Origin of the sequence: Chitinophaga sp. (assembly GCF_036569185.1) — a bacterium.
GTDB lineage: Bacteria > Bacteroidota > Bacteroidia > Chitinophagales > Chitinophagaceae > Chitinophaga.
This window is the reverse complement of sequence record NZ_DATCRD010000365.1, coordinates 1-18,956: the sequence shown is the minus strand read 5'-3', so window position 1 is coordinate 18,956 and position 18,956 is coordinate 1. Positions and strand designations below refer to the sequence as shown.

Annotated in this window: 10 protein-coding genes and 1 pseudogene; 7 read left to right on the top strand and 4 right to left on the bottom strand. The window is 44.0% G+C overall.

The window, feature by feature from the left end; all coding sequences use genetic code 11:
- The first annotated feature begins 5 nt into the window (after positions 1–5).
- A complete protein-coding gene (locus VIM72_RS27790; protein ID WP_332006071.1) occupies positions 6–3,638 on the top strand; it encodes a hypothetical protein in 3,633 nt (1,210 codons plus the stop codon).
- 8 nt (positions 3,639–3,646) lie between these two features.
- Positions 3,647–5,968, top strand: coding sequence for a GH92 family glycosyl hydrolase (locus tag VIM72_RS27785; RefSeq protein ID WP_332006070.1), 2,322 nt, complete (start codon positions 3,647–3,649; stop codon positions 5,966–5,968).
- Here the strand turns inward: VIM72_RS27785 and VIM72_RS27780 are convergent.
- From VIM72_RS27780 to VIM72_RS32500, 3 genes and pseudogenes are all read right to left on the bottom strand, one after another.
- Positions 5,919–7,259 carry a hypothetical protein gene (locus tag VIM72_RS27780; RefSeq protein WP_332006069.1) on the bottom strand — a complete coding sequence of 447 codons (1,341 nt, stop codon included), beginning with the start codon at positions 7,257–7,259 and terminating at the stop codon, positions 5,919–5,921. The genes VIM72_RS27785 and VIM72_RS27780 overlap by 50 nt on opposite strands.
- Before the next feature lie 394 nt (positions 7,260–7,653).
- A complete protein-coding gene (locus VIM72_RS27775) occupies positions 7,654–7,896 on the bottom strand; it encodes a hypothetical protein (protein ID WP_332006068.1) in 243 nt (80 codons plus the stop codon).
- A gap of 459 nt (positions 7,897–8,355) precedes the next feature.
- Positions 8,356–8,527: pseudogene (locus VIM72_RS32500) on the bottom strand (IS982 family transposase); the annotation flags it as partial.
- Positions 8,528–8,745: 218 nt separating this feature from the next.
- Between VIM72_RS32500 and VIM72_RS27770 the strand changes: the two are divergent.
- The 3 genes from VIM72_RS27770 (at position 8,746) to VIM72_RS27760 (ending at position 12,950) form a co-directional block, all read left to right on the top strand.
- The gene (locus VIM72_RS27770; RefSeq protein WP_332006067.1) at positions 8,746–9,327 is read left to right on the top strand and encodes a Crp/Fnr family transcriptional regulator; all 582 of its coding nucleotides are present in this window, start codon (positions 8,746–8,748) and stop codon (positions 9,325–9,327) included.
- 94 nt (positions 9,328–9,421) lie between these two features.
- Complete coding sequence (locus VIM72_RS27765) at positions 9,422–10,303, top strand: NmrA/HSCARG family protein (RefSeq protein ID WP_332006066.1); 882 nt, start codon at positions 9,422–9,424, stop codon at positions 10,301–10,303.
- A gap of 895 nt (positions 10,304–11,198) precedes the next feature.
- A complete protein-coding gene (locus VIM72_RS27760; RefSeq protein WP_332006065.1) occupies positions 11,199–12,950 on the top strand; it encodes a glycoside hydrolase family 30 beta sandwich domain-containing protein in 1,752 nt (583 codons plus the stop codon).
- A 96-nt stretch (positions 12,951–13,046) separates the two neighbouring features.
- Here the strand turns inward: VIM72_RS27760 and VIM72_RS27755 are convergent, their stop codons facing one another.
- Positions 13,047–14,192, bottom strand: coding sequence for a glycosyl hydrolase family 18 protein (locus VIM72_RS27755; protein ID WP_332006064.1), 1,146 nt, complete (start codon positions 14,190–14,192; stop codon positions 13,047–13,049).
- A 276-nt stretch (positions 14,193–14,468) separates the two neighbouring features.
- Between VIM72_RS27755 and VIM72_RS27750 the strand changes: the two genes are divergently transcribed.
- Together VIM72_RS27750 and VIM72_RS27745 are read left to right on the top strand one after the other, a co-directional pair.
- Complete coding sequence (locus tag VIM72_RS27750; RefSeq protein ID WP_332006063.1) at positions 14,469–16,094, top strand: FG-GAP-like repeat-containing protein; 1,626 nt, start codon at positions 14,469–14,471, stop codon at positions 16,092–16,094.
- 42 nt (positions 16,095–16,136) lie between these two features.
- Positions 16,137–18,653 (top strand): phosphocholine-specific phospholipase C, encoded by a 2,517-nt coding sequence (locus VIM72_RS27745; RefSeq protein ID WP_332006062.1) that lies wholly within the window; start codon positions 16,137–16,139, stop codon positions 18,651–18,653.
- Positions 18,654–18,956 lie beyond the last annotated feature (303 nt).

Here is an 18,956-nt window from a genome sequence, read left to right as displayed (position 1 = left end):
TGCAGGTGAAACTTATTATACTGGGAGCCATGCTTCTTTCTGTATTACAGGTAGCCAACGGTCAGATGAAAGATCCGCAGGACTGGCTTGGTTATGAAGAAGTACTGGGCGTAAAGAACGGATTAAGAAGTTACGATTATGATGTAACCCTTACCGGGTCATCGGCGCCAGCCAACGTGTTTTGGCCCGGCGATGCCATCCGCCTGAAATTCCAGGTGATCAATCGTACCAATCAGGCCATTCATGCAGATGCAAAAGCATATGTGATCCGTTATGGCACAAAAGGAATCCCTAATGATATCTGGCTGCCCAGGATGGTAAAAATGGACGATGAAAAAGTAATCCCCATTAAGCTGGATATTGCTCCCAATGGTTATGTGGATACTGAAATTGCGGTGGATGATATTAAAGCATACGGCGGGTATGCCGTTGTATTTGATCTTGGTAAAAACGGCCGCAGGTTAGGTACCAGCTTTGTGCTGAGTATGAAACCATCTCCCGTAAAGATGCAGTATCCCAGGCAATCGCTGGATTATCTTGGCGTCGACTTCCTCCAACGGATGGGCGTACAGGCCATCCGTTATGGAGTGCCTTACATGGCAACCACCAACCCAGGCTATCAGACCTATATGCAGGGCCTGAAACGTGAAATGAAAAACTTCCACGACAATAATATTACAGTGATGCTGATGTTCGGGGAAGGACAAACTGCGCAGTCGATGCCCCTGGGCACAAGCAGGCCACACCTCGACAGCAGCGGGAAATTTCTCCGTACCAAACAGGACCTCGTTTGGATGCCGGATATGGATGAGGACTTCAAAAAATATGTAAAGGAATTATGCATGAATTTTGGCTGGCCCAACGGACCGGTCACTTCGGTATGCCTGTGGAATGAACCCTGGGAAGGGACTTCCATTTCAGGCTGGCAGGCAGACATGCTCCGTTACCGTGAGATTTATACAAAAATGGCAGAAGCGGTATTGGAATCACGTAAAGAAAACAGGGATGTACTGGTAGGTGGCGGCGACTCCAACTCGAATGCGTTCGATAAGTTCTTTGCTGATGGTACCCTGAAAATGCTTCCCATATTCGACTTCCTTTCCATTCATTACCAGGGCATGGAATCGCCGGTATTGTATCCGGAGTTTAACAACCGTAAAGACTATAAAGGGAAAGTAAAAATATGGGATACCGAAAGCTGGGTAGGTAATACCGACGACCGTATCGGCCTGGTGGTAGCGGCCAGTCGCTCTGCAGGGTACGACCGGTCCATGGGGGTTTACGGGGGATATATGTACTCCGGTGACCCGCATCGTTCTGTTCAGAGTATGACCATCCATACAAAATACGGGTTGGAAACGATCCCAAAATTACATAACACCTGGTCTACCGCTGCTGCTATGGGCGCCACGCAAAGCTTTATCGGCGAACGGGAATTTAACCGCCTGTTGTTTACCAACGGGCTCCCCTGGATCATGTTATTTGATGGATACAACAACAACCCGGAAGATGGCAGCATCGTTATTGCCGGCGACCTCGGAGATGCATTTGGCGCCGGCCATGTGCTGTTCAGGAACGTACGGAGCCTGACGGAAGCCAGGAAACGGCAAAAACTATACGATCTCCTGGAAACAACAAAAGATAATAACATACGTAAAAAAACAACAGAAGCACTTGAACAGTATTATCCTATTACGGATGGTAAAATGATCGTAAAGGCAGATCCTTCGTTCCTGTTATACGATTTTTATGGGAACAGTATCCCTCCTCATAACGGGGTTTTCACCATCCCGCTCAATTACCAGGGATATTTTATGCGGGTAAATGGCACCGCCCACGCATTTAACAAACTGGTAGCCGCCGTGAAGCAGGCGAGAATAGAAGGATATGAACCACTGGAGATTATAGCACATGATTTTACTGCGCCCATTGAATCAAAACCAGGGATGCAGCTGCAACTGACCAACATTTTGAACCGTCCTGTAAAAGGTAAACTGACCATTACTGTTGGCAACCTTCAGTTGAGTTACCCGCAAACAGTTGCTTTCAATGCCAATGAAACCAAAACCATTACCGCGCAGGTAAAGCAGGGTACGGCCGCTAAAGAAAACAATTACCCGCTGTATGTGCATTTCGACGCAGGAAATGACGGCTTTGCCGAACACCGCGAAGAAATGCATGTTAACTACATCGCTAAAAAAAGTATCACGATAGATGGGGACCTGGGCGACTGGGCCGGGGTCATTCCGCAAACCATCAAAGGGTCCCCGAAGGCCAGTATTTCATTAACAGAGGCGGCATGGCATCCTTACGAGAATTTTGATACCACATCCGAAGGGCTGGCAAATACCTACATGGCTTACGACGATCAGTATTTTTATTTCGGAGCCAAAGTGGCAGACAAAACGCCGAGCAAAGGCGCTCCCCGTTTTGAAACACGCGACGATGATCAGTACTTTTACCCCGATACCGCTTACATGCAAACCATGTATGCGATGGAATCTGTACTGATCAGGCAACCTGTTGCCGCTACCGATAAAGCCGCGCTGCAGCTTCCTTCCGGCGGCCGCGTGATGAACTATTATGAAAATTCAGCTACCACCCGGTCTGTTGGCATGGATATAGATCTGCCGGTAGATAAGTACACACATACTGCGCTATATTTTCCGGGTATTAATCAACGGAATGTTTCCATCACCGTATACGATCAGTTAAGCGGGAAAGAATTGCTCACCACCAACATTGAAAACTGCTGGAACGGCGCATACCTGAACCTGGAACTGGCTGGAAAGCTGCGCATCCGTTGTTCCGCCATTACCTGGGACAGCTGGAGAAACACCACCAAACTGGCAGGCATCTTCTTTGACCCGTCTGATAAGATCATAGACAACAATAATAAAAGTGCAACTGCTTCCCTGGCAGGAAAAGATTTTGATACGCAGGGCAACTGGATAGGCGTATATGGTAAATCCGGCTATTATTTACCTGGCTCACGGATCTCACTGGCAGGAAACATCCGATGCACACCGGTAAGCAGGAACGAGCTGGTGACATTGGTGTGGCCTGAAAACGTAAGGAAATTCTCTTATCGTAAAACAGGCACGCTACCGGATGGGATGACAGGAGAAAAATTCGATAATATCCTGATCGCGTTCAATGCGATCCCTGTTGGTGAAGATGGAATGGAAGCCGCTCCTAAAGGCACTATGCCGCGTTATACCGGGTACAAATGCACGGATTATGAATATGCGCTCAACACCGTGGCTGCTGAATATGGCGGCGGATATGAAATCTGGAGATTACTTGTTCCCGGCATGCCCCGTAAACACTTCTTTCCCCGACAGCCCAAATCACCTTTTGATGGCGCGGTCAGGAACGGTAAGCTCGTCACCCTGCGCAAAGGCAATACCCTGTTCACAGAGTGCGCCATTCCATGGAGCGAGCTGCCGGATGTAAAGCGGATCATTGACAAGGGTGGGAAAGTAAAATTCTCCGCAAGAATCAATGACGACGGCGCCGGCGCCGCCTGTATGGAACTCGCACGGGAGCGCAGCGTATCTAAAATAAATGCCCGGGCCTTTCATCCCGACTGGAAAGAGCACTGGGCCAATGAAGTAGAATTTGGAATAGAAAAATAACCCAAGCCATGGTCAGATACTTAATTCTCCTTTTTTTAATTCCTTTCATAGCAGGGTGCGGCACCAAAGCCGATCATACAAATGAGCACATAGACGTGCTTGGTTTTGTAAATCCTTTTATCGGTACAGGCGGCCACGGTCATACGTTTCCCGGGGCTGCCTACCCATCGGGCATGGTACAGTTAAGCCCCGATACGGGGCTCGATGGATGGGACTGGTGCGCAGGCTATCATTATTCCGACAGTTCAATCATTGGCTTCTCCCATACACACCTTTCCGGCACCGGGCGCTCAGACCTGCTGGATGTAATGCTGATGCCAACAGTGGGTAAAATAACGCTCAGCCCCGGCAGCAAATCCAAACCAGGAGAGGGATACCGCTCCAGGTTCTCCCACGATGAAGAAGTTGCCACACCCGGTTACTATAAAGTAAGGCTGCAGGATTATGATATCACAGCCGAGTTAACCGTTTCCCCGCGTTGCGGCTTTCATCGCTATACCTTCCCTGCAAATAAAGCGTCGCATATAGTACTGGACCTGTCTCATCACTATGCTACCGATTCAGTACAATTTACTTCGGTAAATATTGCAGACAGTTGTACCATAACAGGCGAAAGACAAACCAAAGGATGGGGCGAGCCGGGAGAAAAAGACTGGGTACATCAACGGTTATTTTACGCGATAAAAGTTTCAAAGCCCTTCAGTTCATCCATTGCGGCAGACGGCAATTATATCTCCAATAAAACCGCCTCCGGCAAAGACCTCAAAGCCATACTCAGTTTTGAAACATTGAAAGATGAGATGGTGCTGGTAAAGGTGGGCATATCTCCGGTAAGCGTTGAAAATGCCATGGAGAATTTATCTTCAGAGATACCAACCTGGGATTTTAACGAAATACTCACGCAGGCACAGCTTAAATGGGAACGTGAACTGTCGAAGATCAGGATCACCGCCCCTGATAAAACCAAAACGATTTTCTATACAGCCCTGTATCATAGCCTGGTTTCCCCATACCTGTTCAATGATGTGAACAAGGACTATACAGGGTTTGACGCCCGGACACATAAAGCGGAAGGTTTCAGAAATTATACGGCCATGTCATTATGGGACACCTTCCGTTCCCTGAACCCGCTGTTGACAATACTTGATACCGGCAAAGTAAATGATATTATAAAATCAATGCTTGCGCAATATGATCAGTCCGGCCTGCTACCGGTTTGGCCCTTATGGTCCAGTGAAACAAACTGCATGATCGGGTATCATTCAGTGCCTGTAATTGTGGATGCCTATTTTAAAGGGATCAGGAATTATGATGTGAACAAGGCATATGAAGCCATGAAACATTCCGCGATGCAGGATGCGTTTGGAATAAAGGAGCTGAAGCAATTTGGCTATATTCCCTACAACCTGTACAACAAGTCGGTTTCCACCGCGCTTGAATATTGCTACGACGATTGGTGTATTGCCCAAATGGCAAAGGACCTGGGCAAAGCAGAAGATTATGCTTACTTCATGAAAAGAGCATTGTCGTACAGCGTCTATTTTGATAAGGAATATAAGCTGATGAACGGATTTTCAAGTACCGGTAACTTCCGTCGTCCGTTCGATCCCTTCTTTTCTTCCTATAAGCAAAGTGATTGGGTAGAAGGAAATTCATGGCAATACTCCTTCTTCGTGCCCCACGATGTACAGGGCCTGGTAAATCTTTATGGCGGGCCGGAAGGATTCGGAAAGGCGCTTGACAGCCTGTTTTCCATATCCTCTACCCTACCGGGAAATGAGGTACCGGTAGATATCAGTGGTCTTATCGGGCAATATGCACACGGAAATGAGCCTGGTCACCATGTAGCCTACCTGTACAATTACATTGGTCAGCCGCATAAAGCACAGGAAAAACTGCAGCAGATCATGACCACTTTGTATACAGATCAACCGGATGGATTGGCAGGAAATGACGACTGTGGGCAGATGTCTGCCTGGTATGTATTTAGTGCCATGGGATTTTATCCCGTGAATCCCGCGGATGGTATATATGTATTTGGAAAGCCAATGGTCGCCTCTGCAGTAATACAGGTAAATGATAAAACATTTACCATAAAGGCAACCGGCCTGAGTGATAAAAACAGGTACATTCAATCGGTGAAGCTGAATGGAAAGCAGTACACGAAATTATTCATTACGCATAAAGATATTATAGAAGGAGGAGATCTTGAATTTATAATGGGGGCTGAACCGGGAGTATTTAAACCGGTCACACTGCCGCCTTCTGTTTCCCAGGCAGCTATTGAAGTGGTTGATCAAAGCTCTGCTCATAAACAACCTGGCCGTTGAGTTTATTCACCTTAACATAATCCACCGCGCCACATCCTTTGAATCGCAGGATCAATTCATTAGCCATACCTACAGACTTAGTGTACCCGATGTTGTAGATTTCTTGTCCGTCAAGGTAGAAAGCAGATTTTTTGTTTTCTACCCTGATTCCCATAACATGCCATTGGGAGGCGTCGAAATTAAAATTGGTTAGGTTGAACTCATCCCCTTTGATCGTCTTTTCCCCGCTGATGAATTTTATGTATGCATACCCCGCCTCATTTAAGGCAAAACCATGCGTGCCAGTACTGGAGGAAAGATACATCATGACATCGGAAACCGGGATGGCAAAATCTTTCGGGGAGTTACGCACTCTGGCTTCAAACATAAAATTATCGCCATCCACCAGTTTTTCCTTATAGTATACATAGCTCACAAATAAATGACCGGGGCGCGCTTCCGCTACCACGCTATCTATGGGCAGGCTCAGGTATCCTTCTTTATTATATGCCTGGCTAACAGGCAAAGTCCTGAAAATGCCTTTCCGCTCATTACGGGTAAAAACAGACCAACCTTGTTTGCGGTCTTCTATAGTGATGGTTTTTAGGATGCGTCCTTTATATTCCAGCCGGCAAAGCCCGTCGCCTTCATAGATGTAGGTAGCATTTACTTTCCCCACATTCCTGGTTAACCGCTTTTCAGCCGTATCGCCATTGGCTTCCTCGTATACCAGTTTTATATCCTTTAAAAGCGGGGAGGGAATATTATAGGAAAAGGTTACCGTTAATGGGTTAGCGCCTTTCGGATTCGAAACAGAAAATTCTATTTGCGACAACAGGTAATCCGTATACATCTCCTTTATTTTCAGAGTATATAAAAGATATCCGCTAACAATCAATAACAGGGCGGAAAGTAACCAGATATACACACGGCTTGCCTGCGGCGCCGGTGGAACCACCGGTAAGGTTGCCTCCTGCTTGGGTTCTTCCCCCGCTTCAATAGCATCTGCCGACGTATTGGCAGTTTCTGATAACCGGGTCTTTTTGAGTACAAAATCTGTGTATCCCGCATAGCCCAGGAAGCTGCACAGCGCATCTCTTGTTGCCAGCTGCGGATTACCGGTACGTTGTTGAAAAAAACGCTTTAGGGTATTGGCATTAACTGTAACTTCCGTAGACTCATAGATCATGTTTTCCAATGTCTTAAACTGGTCAAGATCCCAGGAATCCGGTGGTCCCCAGGAAATAAAGCGGGTAGTATATTCGCTGATTATTTCCTTTATATAGCGTCTGTCCCTAACGTCGTCCATCATATCTACAAATATAGCTTTGGTGGTTGATTGCTGTTGGTGGAATTTTAGCGGAATATTACAACAATTTCCTGCTTCCCGGAAATTTTATATTCACGGTGGCAGCCCGAAGAGGAACCTGCGGTAGTTAATCACAACATTCAGTTCTTAAATGTTCCGTTATGGCGGGTTATAGAAAGCAAGACCTGCTTAAAATAAACTGAAAAGGCGCTGCCAAAAGAATTTGCAGCGCCTTTTTCTATTATATCTATCAGCCAGTTTTATTGTACGAGGAGTTTTTTGAGTGTTTCAGCTGTTTCGGGCTGGCTGGGCCTCGTTGCATTGTTGCTGAACAACTTGCCTTCCTTGTCGATGATCATGTAATGCGGAACGCCACTGATATTGAATGTTTTTGCAACTACGCTTCCGGTGCCGGCTTAGCGGTACGTGAATTATCAATATTGCTGAACAAAGCCGTTTCCGTAGGTACAGCTGCCGTTTCCATGGTAGCCGCATACATAGAGAAGTCCGTTTGCCCGGTTAATACCATGCGGGTATTTCCCAGGTGATCCTTTACAAAATAATCATACTTAAATGCCAATGGTTGTCCTGCTGCGAAAACGGCACGCACCCGCCCCTCTTCATGACCTAAAAACTGCAAAGTATCATTCTGATAAACAAAACCACCTATATAATCTGTCGTAGTAACTTTGGCCGGAGTAACGGTATTATCTGTAACGACTTTTTTTAGCTTGTTACCCGTGGCGTCATACTGGTATTTAATTAGCCCTTTGCCGGTGATCGTAATACTCTCAGGCAGGTTCAGGTGATTATAACTGATGGCACGGGTAGTGGCAGGTTTAAAAAATACCTCCAGTTTTGAGATATAAATTCACGTCTTCAACACCCGCTTCAAATATTCCTTCAGCCAGCCGGTGGCCATTTCATCATGCTGATGGGTGGCCATCCTCTATACTAGCTTCATCCCCCATCGTCTGCCGTTGATGGAAAGACTACCTAGCATGTATTTAGCGAGTTATCTCGGCATTGCGAGAGAAACGCTTTCGAGGATTAAGAAAGGTTGGAGATGAAGGAGCCGGTGAACACGCTGGTTGTACCTGAAGGGAATATCATGAACATTGGCTTTGCTAATGCCTGCTTGTTGGATAACACCATTATGATATATGACAACATGCAGCTTATAGCCAATATACCAGCTCCTGTTTACAGCACTATAACCTTTTGCCGGAGCACGTCTCAAAATCATGCCTGAAGGATTTGAATGATCGTTTCGTTCTAATGTTGTACATCGAGGTTTTTATAGTTATTAAATCAATACGATTGCACAACATTTTTTATTTCAAAACTATATACATATTATTCATTATCATTTATTTTACATCTTCAATAGCACAAAGACTTTAAAATTATAAAATGAATATAAAAGCAATTACTTTTACTGGAATAAAAAGCAATTGCTTTTAGGCAATTGTTGCAACGAATTTTAAGAATGACGACAAAATTATTAATAAACTACTTCGAAAATCTTCTTCCTTTAAATGAAGACGAAAAGTCTATTGTGGAAGAAGCTTTCAAGGAGCGAAGAGTTAAACGAAGGCAACTTATCCTTCAAGAAGGCGATATATGCAAACACCACACGTTTGTAGTTGAAGGCTGTTTTAGAATGTACATGGTGGACGAAAAAGGTAAAGAACATAATCTGCAGTTTGCTATTGAGAATTGGTGGATTACGGATATTGGCAGCTTCTATTCGGAGGAGCCGAGTAGACTTTACATAGAAGCCCTGGAGAACTCTATTGTCCTTCAATTAAAAAAGGAAGATCAGATCAAACTCTTCGATAATAACCAAACATTCAACCGAATCTTCAGGATTCTTACAGAAAAAGCTTTGGTAAGTGCCCAACGTAGAATCCTGCAAAATATCAGCTCCACCGCAGAGGAGCGTTATCTCGACTTTTTAAAAAGGCACCCCTACTTTTTTAACCGGATATCTAACGTTCAGATTGCCTCCTACCTGGGTGTAACGCCAGAGTTCCTTAGCACCATCCGGAATAAGATCGCCAAATCTTAATCTACATTAAGGTTCTTTCTTAAACTACCATATAGGTAGATACGGTGCATCACCACCATCTTTGTGTCGTCGTTTAACTTTAAAAACGTTCAAGATGGAAAAGAAAATAATTGCGGTCGTTGGTGCGACTGGTCTACAAGGAAAAGGAGTGGTAAATGCGCTAATGAAGGAGGGTTCTTTCAAAGTCAGAGCCATTACCCGAGACCCGAATAAATATCAGGGACAGGCTGATGAAGTGGCACAAGCAGATCTAATGGATCCTGAATCATTAATCAATGCTTTCAAAGATGCCCACGGGGTATTTGTAGTGACTAATTTTTGGGAAGGAGCAGATGAATTAGCACAAGGAGATATCGCTGTTAAAGCTGCAAAAAAGGCTAATGTGAACCACTTCGTTTGGTCTACTTTACCAAACGTTGAAAAAATAAGCAACGGTCAGTTTGTAGTCCCTCAATTTACTGGAAAAGCAAAAGTTGATAGTTTAGTAAGGAATGCTGGATTTGCAAATTACACATTCGTTCAGCCACCTTTTTACTTTCAAAACTTTAAAGGGCACACAGCTCCCCAACAGCAACAAGATGGTTCTATCGGCTGGATGTTACCCATCGACCCAAACAAGAAAGTAATCCATATGGGAGACATCAGCGACTTGGGGAAAGTAGTTGCAGGAGCGTTTCTAAATCCCGGGAAGGTAGGGAAAGGAAGCTATTTATCTTTGGCTACCGAATTGAATAGTTTCAATGATGTATTGAAAGTTTTCAAAGCTAACGGGAAAGAATACAGTTTTAATTACGTTCCGGCAGAGGTGTTTTCCAGCTTCTTTGAAGGAGCAGGAGCACTTGCCCAGTTGTTAGCTTACTTCGAATCCTATTCATATATGGGTCCAAGTTCAGACGCTCAAATTCAGATGGCCAAAGAGATTTCAACTGAGCCGTTTACCCCATTAGATGAATGGATTAAATTAAATGCGCTATAAAATCAAAAATTTATTTTGTTTTGAAAATAGATGGTGAGCGCAAATTGCAATATATGGTTACAATACACAGCCCAAAATAATAAAACCTGCTACAACAAGATATAAAAACAAAAGCTGGCACATGGGCTGTGAAGGGCCGATGCTATTAAGTAAGTTATGAAGAAGCCAATGTCAGTACTTCCGGTGTAATAGGTATCTATAATATCCCGGCAGCCAATAAGCCATTGGTGCTGAAAGATCAATACAGTGGCTTTGGGAAGGCGGTATCTATGTGTTATAAAGAAGTGCTGTAGCTGATGTACTAAACGATCCAAAGTTGTAATGCTTCATCAAATGGCCCTGCAGCTATCTGCTGCAGGGCTTTTTATATAAGCCGGTACCCTTGTAGATCAGCGGTGCGGGATCAGATAGCATTACTGACGAAAGTGTGGGTTTGGCCGGTAAGCGGATCTTTTGAGGTAGAGCAGATCATAAAGGTCTGGACGGTTGTTGAAGCTGAGAACTTTGTTAATGGCAGGTGACTCTTCCGGCAGTCTCCATTCGTCGGGTACGGCCACCAATGGAATTAAGAAACAGTTTTTTTCAGCAGCTGTATCTGTCAGAAAAAAAACTTTGTGCGCTAGGGTAAAAATCCGGGTCGACTGTATCCTTATTATAGCTCCATCTCTTTGGAGTCTGAATAACTCAAAATCTGCAATCCGAACCCAATATGCGCATGTTTAAAAAAGTAAATATTCCCACTTTTATCCAGGTTATAGCAGCACTATACGGAGATCCGGTTATTGCAACTTCTTTACCACTTTACGTATTACATCTGGCGCCAGCCTAAAAACGGAACAGGTTATCATGCCAGGGGAACTTCCACGAGTCTCCGCGAAATATTATTTATTCGAATTTGCCAAAATCAGGTGAATTATTTCTTTCTCATTTAAAATCAATCAAAATGAAACCTGAGATGTTTAAGAACTCAAGGCTGGTTTATGCAGCTATAGCTTTAATGGCATTTGGTTGTACCAAGCCTAACGTTATAGAGATCGGGGATCCACCGGTTATCATCAAACCGGCCATTAATAGTAGTGCAACTTTGGACTGGAATACTACCTACCAGCCTATTCAGGGTTTTGGTGTGTTTGCGGGAAGGGCTATACCATTTTTCGAATCAGTCCACAGGGACACCGTTCTTGCAAAGTTGTTTGGCGATAACGGGCTTCGTCTGAATATGATCCGCGGAGAGATTCATTGGAGCTGTGCTTACAATCCGTCCAATTGGAATGTAGCCCTGCACGATCCCCGTGTCGATATTACAACAGATCCTCAAAACGCGGTGTACAAAGAATTGGACTGGTTAAAAAAACAGGAGCTCAGTCAATTGTGGATACTGAAGAAGGCAAAAGAGCGTTACAAAGTACCTGTTATATATGCTTCGGCATGGACTCCTCCTCTTGCCATGCGGATTAATCCCAAATCTGAAAAACCGGGAACAATGCAACTTGCGGCTTATGTGAATGCTGTGCTTAATAAAAAAGACACCACCGGCCTGCTCGATGCCTTCAGAAATGGCAACGGCTTTGCCACTGGCGCCGACACCCTCTTTAACACACTTAATTTTAAAACCTCAGCGAATAGTTATGCAAATTACATTGCGGGATATTTGCGGGCGCATCAAAAAGAAGGTATCAGCATTTATGGTGTAAGCCCTTCTAACGAACCGGATAATATTGCTGCTGAATGGGCAAATTGTGTCTGGTCGCCCAGGCAGCTTGGACAGTTTATTTCAAATAATTTAAGACCTGTACTAAACAGCTCAGGGTTTTCAAAGGTGAAGATCTTATCTCCCGAAGCCGCTTCATGGGCAGCGTCTAATGACTATCTGAACGGCTTTTCAAAGCCTGATTCCAAATGGTGGCTTGCCGATGGCATTAACCTGTTGATACTGGGCTTCAGGCAGGCGTTTTTCGGAGAAGAGCCAATGGATCGGAGTAATATTGATATTTATGCCACACACTGTTATGCAGATGCCTATGATGCAGAGGCTCAATTGAATACTGGTGGTAAAGCCGGTGGTCTTCTTGACCTGAAGCCGGGCTCATTAGCGGTATCAGGAAAACCTATCTGGGTAACAGAAGCTTCAGATGCAACTGCCCCGGCAGATACCTCTATGGCAGAAGGGCTACACCTTGGAATAAACATATTCAATGCCCTGACAACAGGCAATGCAAGTGCCTATACTTTCTGGCTTGGGCTTTTAGATACCAGAAATAATGAGGCTTTGATATGGGAAGACGGGCCTGCCGGAAAGTTAACCTATCCCAAATTGTACGATGTAATGGGAAACTTCTCCCGCTACATAGGCGCAGGCTATGTCAGGATCGGTGCAACACAACCAAATGCAGACCTGCGGATAACGGCCTTTAAAGACCCTGCATCCGGTAAATTTTCCATCGTTGTTATCAACTCAGGAACCGCGGACCAGCACTGTACATTAAGCCTGACAGGTTTCAAATCAGGTAGATTGACTGGCTACCTTACGAGCGACGCAAGCAGCAGTCACTGGCAGTCTGCCGTTATTCCTGTAAATGCCGATGGGACGTTTAGTGCTACCGTACCTGCTAAGAGTATCATCACCTATACAGGCGTCAAAAAATAACCTGCTTCGCCAAATTCGAATAAATAGCCATGCAGTTTTTAGAAGAACGGGATAGTCTTTCAACTATCCCGTTTTTTTATCCAATTAGCTTCCACTCTATGGAGTTACCTGTAACCTGCGCGAATAAAAAACATTTGATACAGCCTGATACTTTGAACTGTCACTAACCCTGACGTCATAATACATCACAAATTTCAATTTATTATCTTTTACATATTGGGCGGTAGCAACGCCCGTTTCCGTGGAGTTAATGTTAAAATCGATACCCAGGCCAAGTTGATACTTTTGCATCCCGAACTGGTTTAAATAATCGGTTAATCTATAGCCGGGATCTCCACCATAAGACATTTCCCATCCATAGGTCAGCAGGTCCGCCATCATTACGTCCTTTCCATCCATATTGACAGGTTTGGCAAAGTCGTCATAATCTGTGAACAAAGCTTTTGCTATAATCAATCTCTTACCTGGATGTCTATAGTCCTCTTCTTTCCAGATGTTTTTCAACTCAAAGAGCACTCTCGTGATTGAACCGAAATTCGGTCCTTTTCGATACTGCGCATATTCTTCGTCTATATCAATCCCATCCCAACCATATTTATTGATCGCTTCGTTAACCTGTAAAGCAAACTTTTTTGCCTGTTGCTGCGTGTTGAAGCTGTTCCATCCTGCATCTTCATGATCAGGCATAATATCCATCAAAACTATCTTTCCGGCTTTCTTAAGCGCCGATATATCCAATTTTAACTCATCATTCATCGTAAGCGAATAACGCCCCGGATCATTATGCCTTTGCGCAGGGTCATCAATTTGCTTTCCGTCAGATGTGTATAAATCCGATCTCTTGATAGCCGCTGCAGAAGGTGAAAATAGTTTAGAAGCCTCCCACTCTTTATATGCCAGAACATAATCCCCTGCATCAGGATTGGTCTCCCCTCTGAGTTTGGGAGACTTCGCCGGTAGGATTTTTGCCGATTCGAAGACAATGGCAATGTCAAAAAATTGTTCCGGGAGATATTTCTTTGATTCTTCGTTTGAAAGTTCAAACTGAAACTTATTAATTTCAGTAATGCGCCCGGCATTTACTTTCACATATCCAACATGTTGGTAACTGCTATCCTTTACAATTAGAGGCTTTAGGGTTTTATCTTCTGATCTTAACTCATTATCAGTCTTGCAGCCTGGCATCAAACAACCAAGGGCAAATACGATCAATGGTGCGCTGATTTTGGGTATACTGTTCATAGTAGCTGGGTGTAATAATTAGATTGGTTTATTTATAAATAAAACATCGGGCTCAAATGCCAGGACCGGCGAGCTCATTAAACAGCAGATACATCAGTCATGACTTTTTACCCTCCGGAACTCCAAATATTTTTCCGGCAAACCATCAACTGCAATTACCGGTTCTCCCAACGACATGAAGTTATAACCCAACACCTTTATGTTATATCACGTCTCCAGTACTAATATTAAATTAATGTAAACTCTGTTTTCCCTTTGGGGTATAATGCCAGGTACATGTATCTCAGGTACAGAAAGGACCGGCCCGTGATGAATTCAGAACTGAAAAAGGTATTTCACCGGAGGCTTAAAAACGCGGCCTATGAAAACACTATGCGCTATTTAAATTACAGATTTATGGGTATAAATATACGTTTCTTACGAAGCAATGTACTTACAGTTATATGTATTGCCTTGTTGCTACCTATACCACATCTATTGCATGCACAAGCAAATCGCTTTTCCTTTGATGCTACTACTTATAAATGGCCAGATAGTTCACCGGGAAAACTCGTTTTGTCTGATTTGAACGATGATACGAAGGATGAAATAATTGTGGCCAGCCCTAAGCAAAAGAAGATCTATATATGGGAGGGAATTCCGGCAAACGATGGACAATCCTGGGCAATGAAAGATAGTATCTCATTGGATGGAAGGATACTTTCTTTTTGCATTGGTGACATTGATGGCGATTCAAGGGAGGATATTATCACCTTGTCAAATAAAAAGGGTTACAACAGTGTTGTTGACATATTTCTGAACAGGTCGGCCGGAGGGGTGATGAAATTTGAAAAAAAGCATCGTATAGAAACGAATGGATCCGCCTATTATGTTGCCGCGGCAGATCTCGATGGCGACAAAAAAACAGATCTTATTGTAGCTGATTTTGAAAAAAAATCTTTAACATTTCTGAGCAACTCCACCGATAAGGGTATTATAAATTTTTCAAGATCTAACCATGATCTGGGAATACGTCCTAATTATTTTGTTGTAAAAGATATTAATGGTGATGAAAAACCGGATTTGATCATCTCCGATTACGATAAAAATTCCCTGCTTGTTTTGCAAAATTCCACTTCATCGCCCGGAAGAATATCTTTTACCCAGGCTGATAAATTAAACACGGGAAGCGGGCCTATAGATTGTGTTGTCGAAGATCTTGATGGCGATAAAATGCCTGACATTGCTGTTGCAAATTTATTTGACAATTCGCTTTCAATTTATCTGAATGCATCATCGCCAAAGGGTCAGGCTCACTTTACAGACATAAAAGCAGCGATATCAGTTAAAAGTCCAAGCTCATTGGCTGCGGGCGACCTGGACAACGATGGTATGCCGGAAATAGCCGTAAACAGCGAGAAAGATAATAATACGGTTATTCTGAAAAACTATTCCTTCTTACATAATATATCATTTGAAAAGATCCGGGAAATACCTGTTGGCAGCACTCCGCAACATGTTTGCATCAGGGAGGTTGGAAAAAGCAAACAAACAAACGTGATCGTATCCAATTCTTACAGCGACAACTTTTTTGTTTTAAAGCCCCTTCAGCCAAAGAAGGACCTGCCCTCAGCTGATACTGTTCTATTATCAAAACAGGACGAAAGCAACATCTCAAAGATATCCCTATACCCTAATCCGGCGAGGTCGGCAGTCCGGATTTCATTTAGTTCTTCAGTAAAAAGAACCGGAGATATACTTGTGAGCATCATCAATGCGCTTGGGCAGGAGATGATATGTGAACGTCATAGTGCCACTAATTTAATAACGATGGACATCAGTAAGCTCGCAGTGGGTTGTTATTGGGTCCGTTTAAGCTCGCCCGGGTTCCATTTTAAAACCTTAAGGCTGGTTGTAGAATAGTCATTGATTAAAAATCGCACCTCATAACAAAAAAGCCCACCAATGGAATCCAGACGTGATTTTATAAAAAAACTGACAGCTTTGTCCGGAGGCCTGGCCCTGGATAAACTTCCCGGCGCTATTCAAAGAGCATTTGCCATAAACCCTGATCCTGGCACTACCTACCTGGATGCCGAACATATTGTTTTTTTAATGCAGGAAAACCGATCATTTGATCATTTATTGGGAACCCTTCAGGGGGTGAGGGGATTCAATGATCCCCGGTTCCTGCAACAGGAAAATGGTAACCCTATCTGGTTGCAGAGCGATGCTACAGGAAACACATATGCGCCTGTTAGATGTGATATTAAAAACACCAATGTTACCTGGGCCGGCGGATGCCCACATGAAGCGGAAAATCAGATAGGGGCGAGAAATTTAGGGTATATGGATAAGTGGATAGATGAAAAAACGCCCAAAACCATGCAGTATTTTACCCGTGAAGATCATCCCTTTTATCATGCGCTTGCCGATGCCTTTACCGTATGTGACCATTATTTCTGTTCCTCATTAACTGGCACCTCCCCCAACAGGTCTATGTTTTGGACGGGCAAACTGACAGGTCGTAATGTATTTGACCCGGATAACTCCGGTAAAAAAGCTCATATGGATAATGCTTCATTTGACAAACCCGGAACCTGTGATTGGCTAACGTTCCCGGAAGTGTTGCAAAATAACGGGATAACCTGGAAAGTTTACCAGAACCAGACTTATATGAATTCGCTCCGCATATCTGACATTTTACAACAGGTACCTGCTGTTGCCGCCCGGCTCTCATCGGAGAAATCACTGATATCTATTTTAACGGATCTCTTATCGGGGAAAGCCCCGTTTCCAACTATCATTGAACATGCCCTGACCAGTTACCGCGAAACAGACGAGGTTAAGGTAAAATGGCTGGCCAATTTTGGCGACAACGTATTGGAATCTTTTGTAAAATACTATCCGTTACTAAATGAAGAAAACAGGAATGCGGACCCTCTCGGATACGCAAAGCTTATATGGGAGGGATTGTCAGAGTATGAAAAGGACATTCATAACAGGGCTTTCACCACAAATATTAAAGACCCACTGTATAACTCACTTACCCAAATTACATTGAATGACGGAACAAGCATGTCGGTTCCTGCCGGTGACATTCTTTATCAATTCAGGCAGGATGTGAATAATGGTGAATTACCAACGGTATCCTGGTTGGCTGCACCCGAAGCGTTTTCAGATCATCCTAATTCTCCTCAATATGGCCCCTGGTATGTTTCCGAAGTTTTAGATATCCTGACCTCAAAACCCGATGTCTGGAAAAAGACCATCTTTATCATCAACTTCGACGAAAATGATGGCTTTTTTGATCACATTCCCCCCTGTGTTCCCCCCATCGGAGGAGCGGGAAAATGCTCGCCGGGAATAGATCCTGCCGAGGAGTTTGCGGAGGAGTACAATAGCCCGGTCGGCACCGGTTTTCGTGTACCCATGATCGTGGTATCGCCATGGAGCCGCGGGGGTTGGGTGAATTCCCAGGTACTTGACCACACTTCTACCCTGATGTTCCTGGAAAAATTTCTAAATACAAAAGCCGGCAACAGTAACATTAAATGCAACAATATAAGTCAGTTCAGACGAAATGTTTGCGGAGATATTACCTCTGTTTTCAGACCCTATAATGGAGAAAAGATAACGCGCCCTGAGCTTGTTGACAAGATGGACTATTTTACACAAATAAAGCGTGCAAAGGATAACGCAGTCCCTGGCATTAATCTGTTGAACGCCGGCCAGATTGCGGAGATCAGAAACGATGTCCGCAATAGTAAATTATTACCTGAACAAGAGGTCGGAATACGGCCGGCCAATGGGCTGCTATACCAGTTATTCTCGGAAGCAAAGCTGGATAAAAGCTCAAATAATGTTGATATAAGCTTTGAAGCTGGCAATGAAATATATGGTCATACCTGCTGGGGGACCGCCTTCAGCCTTTATTGGGGCCGTGGCGACTATGGGGGGATGGCCGACTTAAAAAGACCAAGATCCTATATAGTAAAAGCTGGCGACTCCCTTCAGGAATCACTTCCTTTGATGCTTTTCGAGGGTAATGTATATCACATCATTGTATATGGCCCCAATGGTTTTTCAAGGGAATTCGGCGGAGACCATAACGATCCTGATATTGATATATCCTGTTTATATGAATACGCTTTACAGGATGCCCGGACTTTAACCGGAAATGTTGAAATACGCGTTGATATTAACAATAAAATACCCGGCACTGTTATTATCAGGGATAATGCCTATGGGCAGCCTGACATAGTTGTACCTCTGCCGGCGGCTGACAGCACAGGCATGAAGTCTGTTACAACGGTCATCAGGCTCGACAACTCCCTGAATTGGTATGATTTCACTGTCAGTATTTCAGGGAATGAAAAATATTACAGACGCTATACCGGTCATGTAGAGACAGGTCAGGCTGGTTATACAGACCCATATATGGGTTTTTGGGATGGCTCAACAAAACCGCCTTTAGTATGATAACATTATTCCGGTTGGAAGAAAGAGGCTCCCGGCGTCAGGCCGGGGCGGGCATTGTATAGTTAAAATGAGGAGGGCGGGGAACACCCCACCCTCCTGATCAAGGTAACAAACGCTACTACCATGACCGTTTAACTAGGATAGGTACTATATGCGATGATCATACACCAGATACATCATCATTATCTTTTTACCCTGTATGAACCGGGCATTAACTTTTAATTAACAACCAGGCGATGATAAAAAAACGGGCAAACTATGAACAACTGTTACTTTAAAAAGGCTATATCTCACAGCAGCAGT

What these genes read in the sequence shown, in the direction of transcription:
- VIM72_RS27780 (WP_332006069.1), bottom strand. Translation starts at nt 7,259, where the DNA reads ATGATGGACGACGTTAGGGACAGACGCTATATAAAGGAAATAATCAGC.
- VIM72_RS27785 (WP_332006070.1), top strand. Translation starts at nt 3,647, where the DNA reads ATGGTCAGATACTTAATTCTCCTTTTTTTAATTCCTTTCATAGCAGGG.
- VIM72_RS27755 (WP_332006064.1), bottom strand. Translation starts at nt 14,192, where the DNA reads ATGAACAGTATACCCAAAATCAGCGCACCATTGATCGTATTTGCCCTT.
- VIM72_RS27770 (WP_332006067.1), top strand. Translation starts at nt 8,746, where the DNA reads ATGACGACAAAATTATTAATAAACTACTTCGAAAATCTTCTTCCTTTA.
- VIM72_RS27765 (WP_332006066.1), top strand. Translation starts at nt 9,422, where the DNA reads ATGGAAAAGAAAATAATTGCGGTCGTTGGTGCGACTGGTCTACAAGGA.
- VIM72_RS27745 (WP_332006062.1), top strand. Translation starts at nt 16,137, where the DNA reads ATGGAATCCAGACGTGATTTTATAAAAAAACTGACAGCTTTGTCCGGA.
- VIM72_RS27750 (WP_332006063.1), top strand. Translation starts at nt 14,469, where the DNA reads ATGTATCTCAGGTACAGAAAGGACCGGCCCGTGATGAATTCAGAACTG.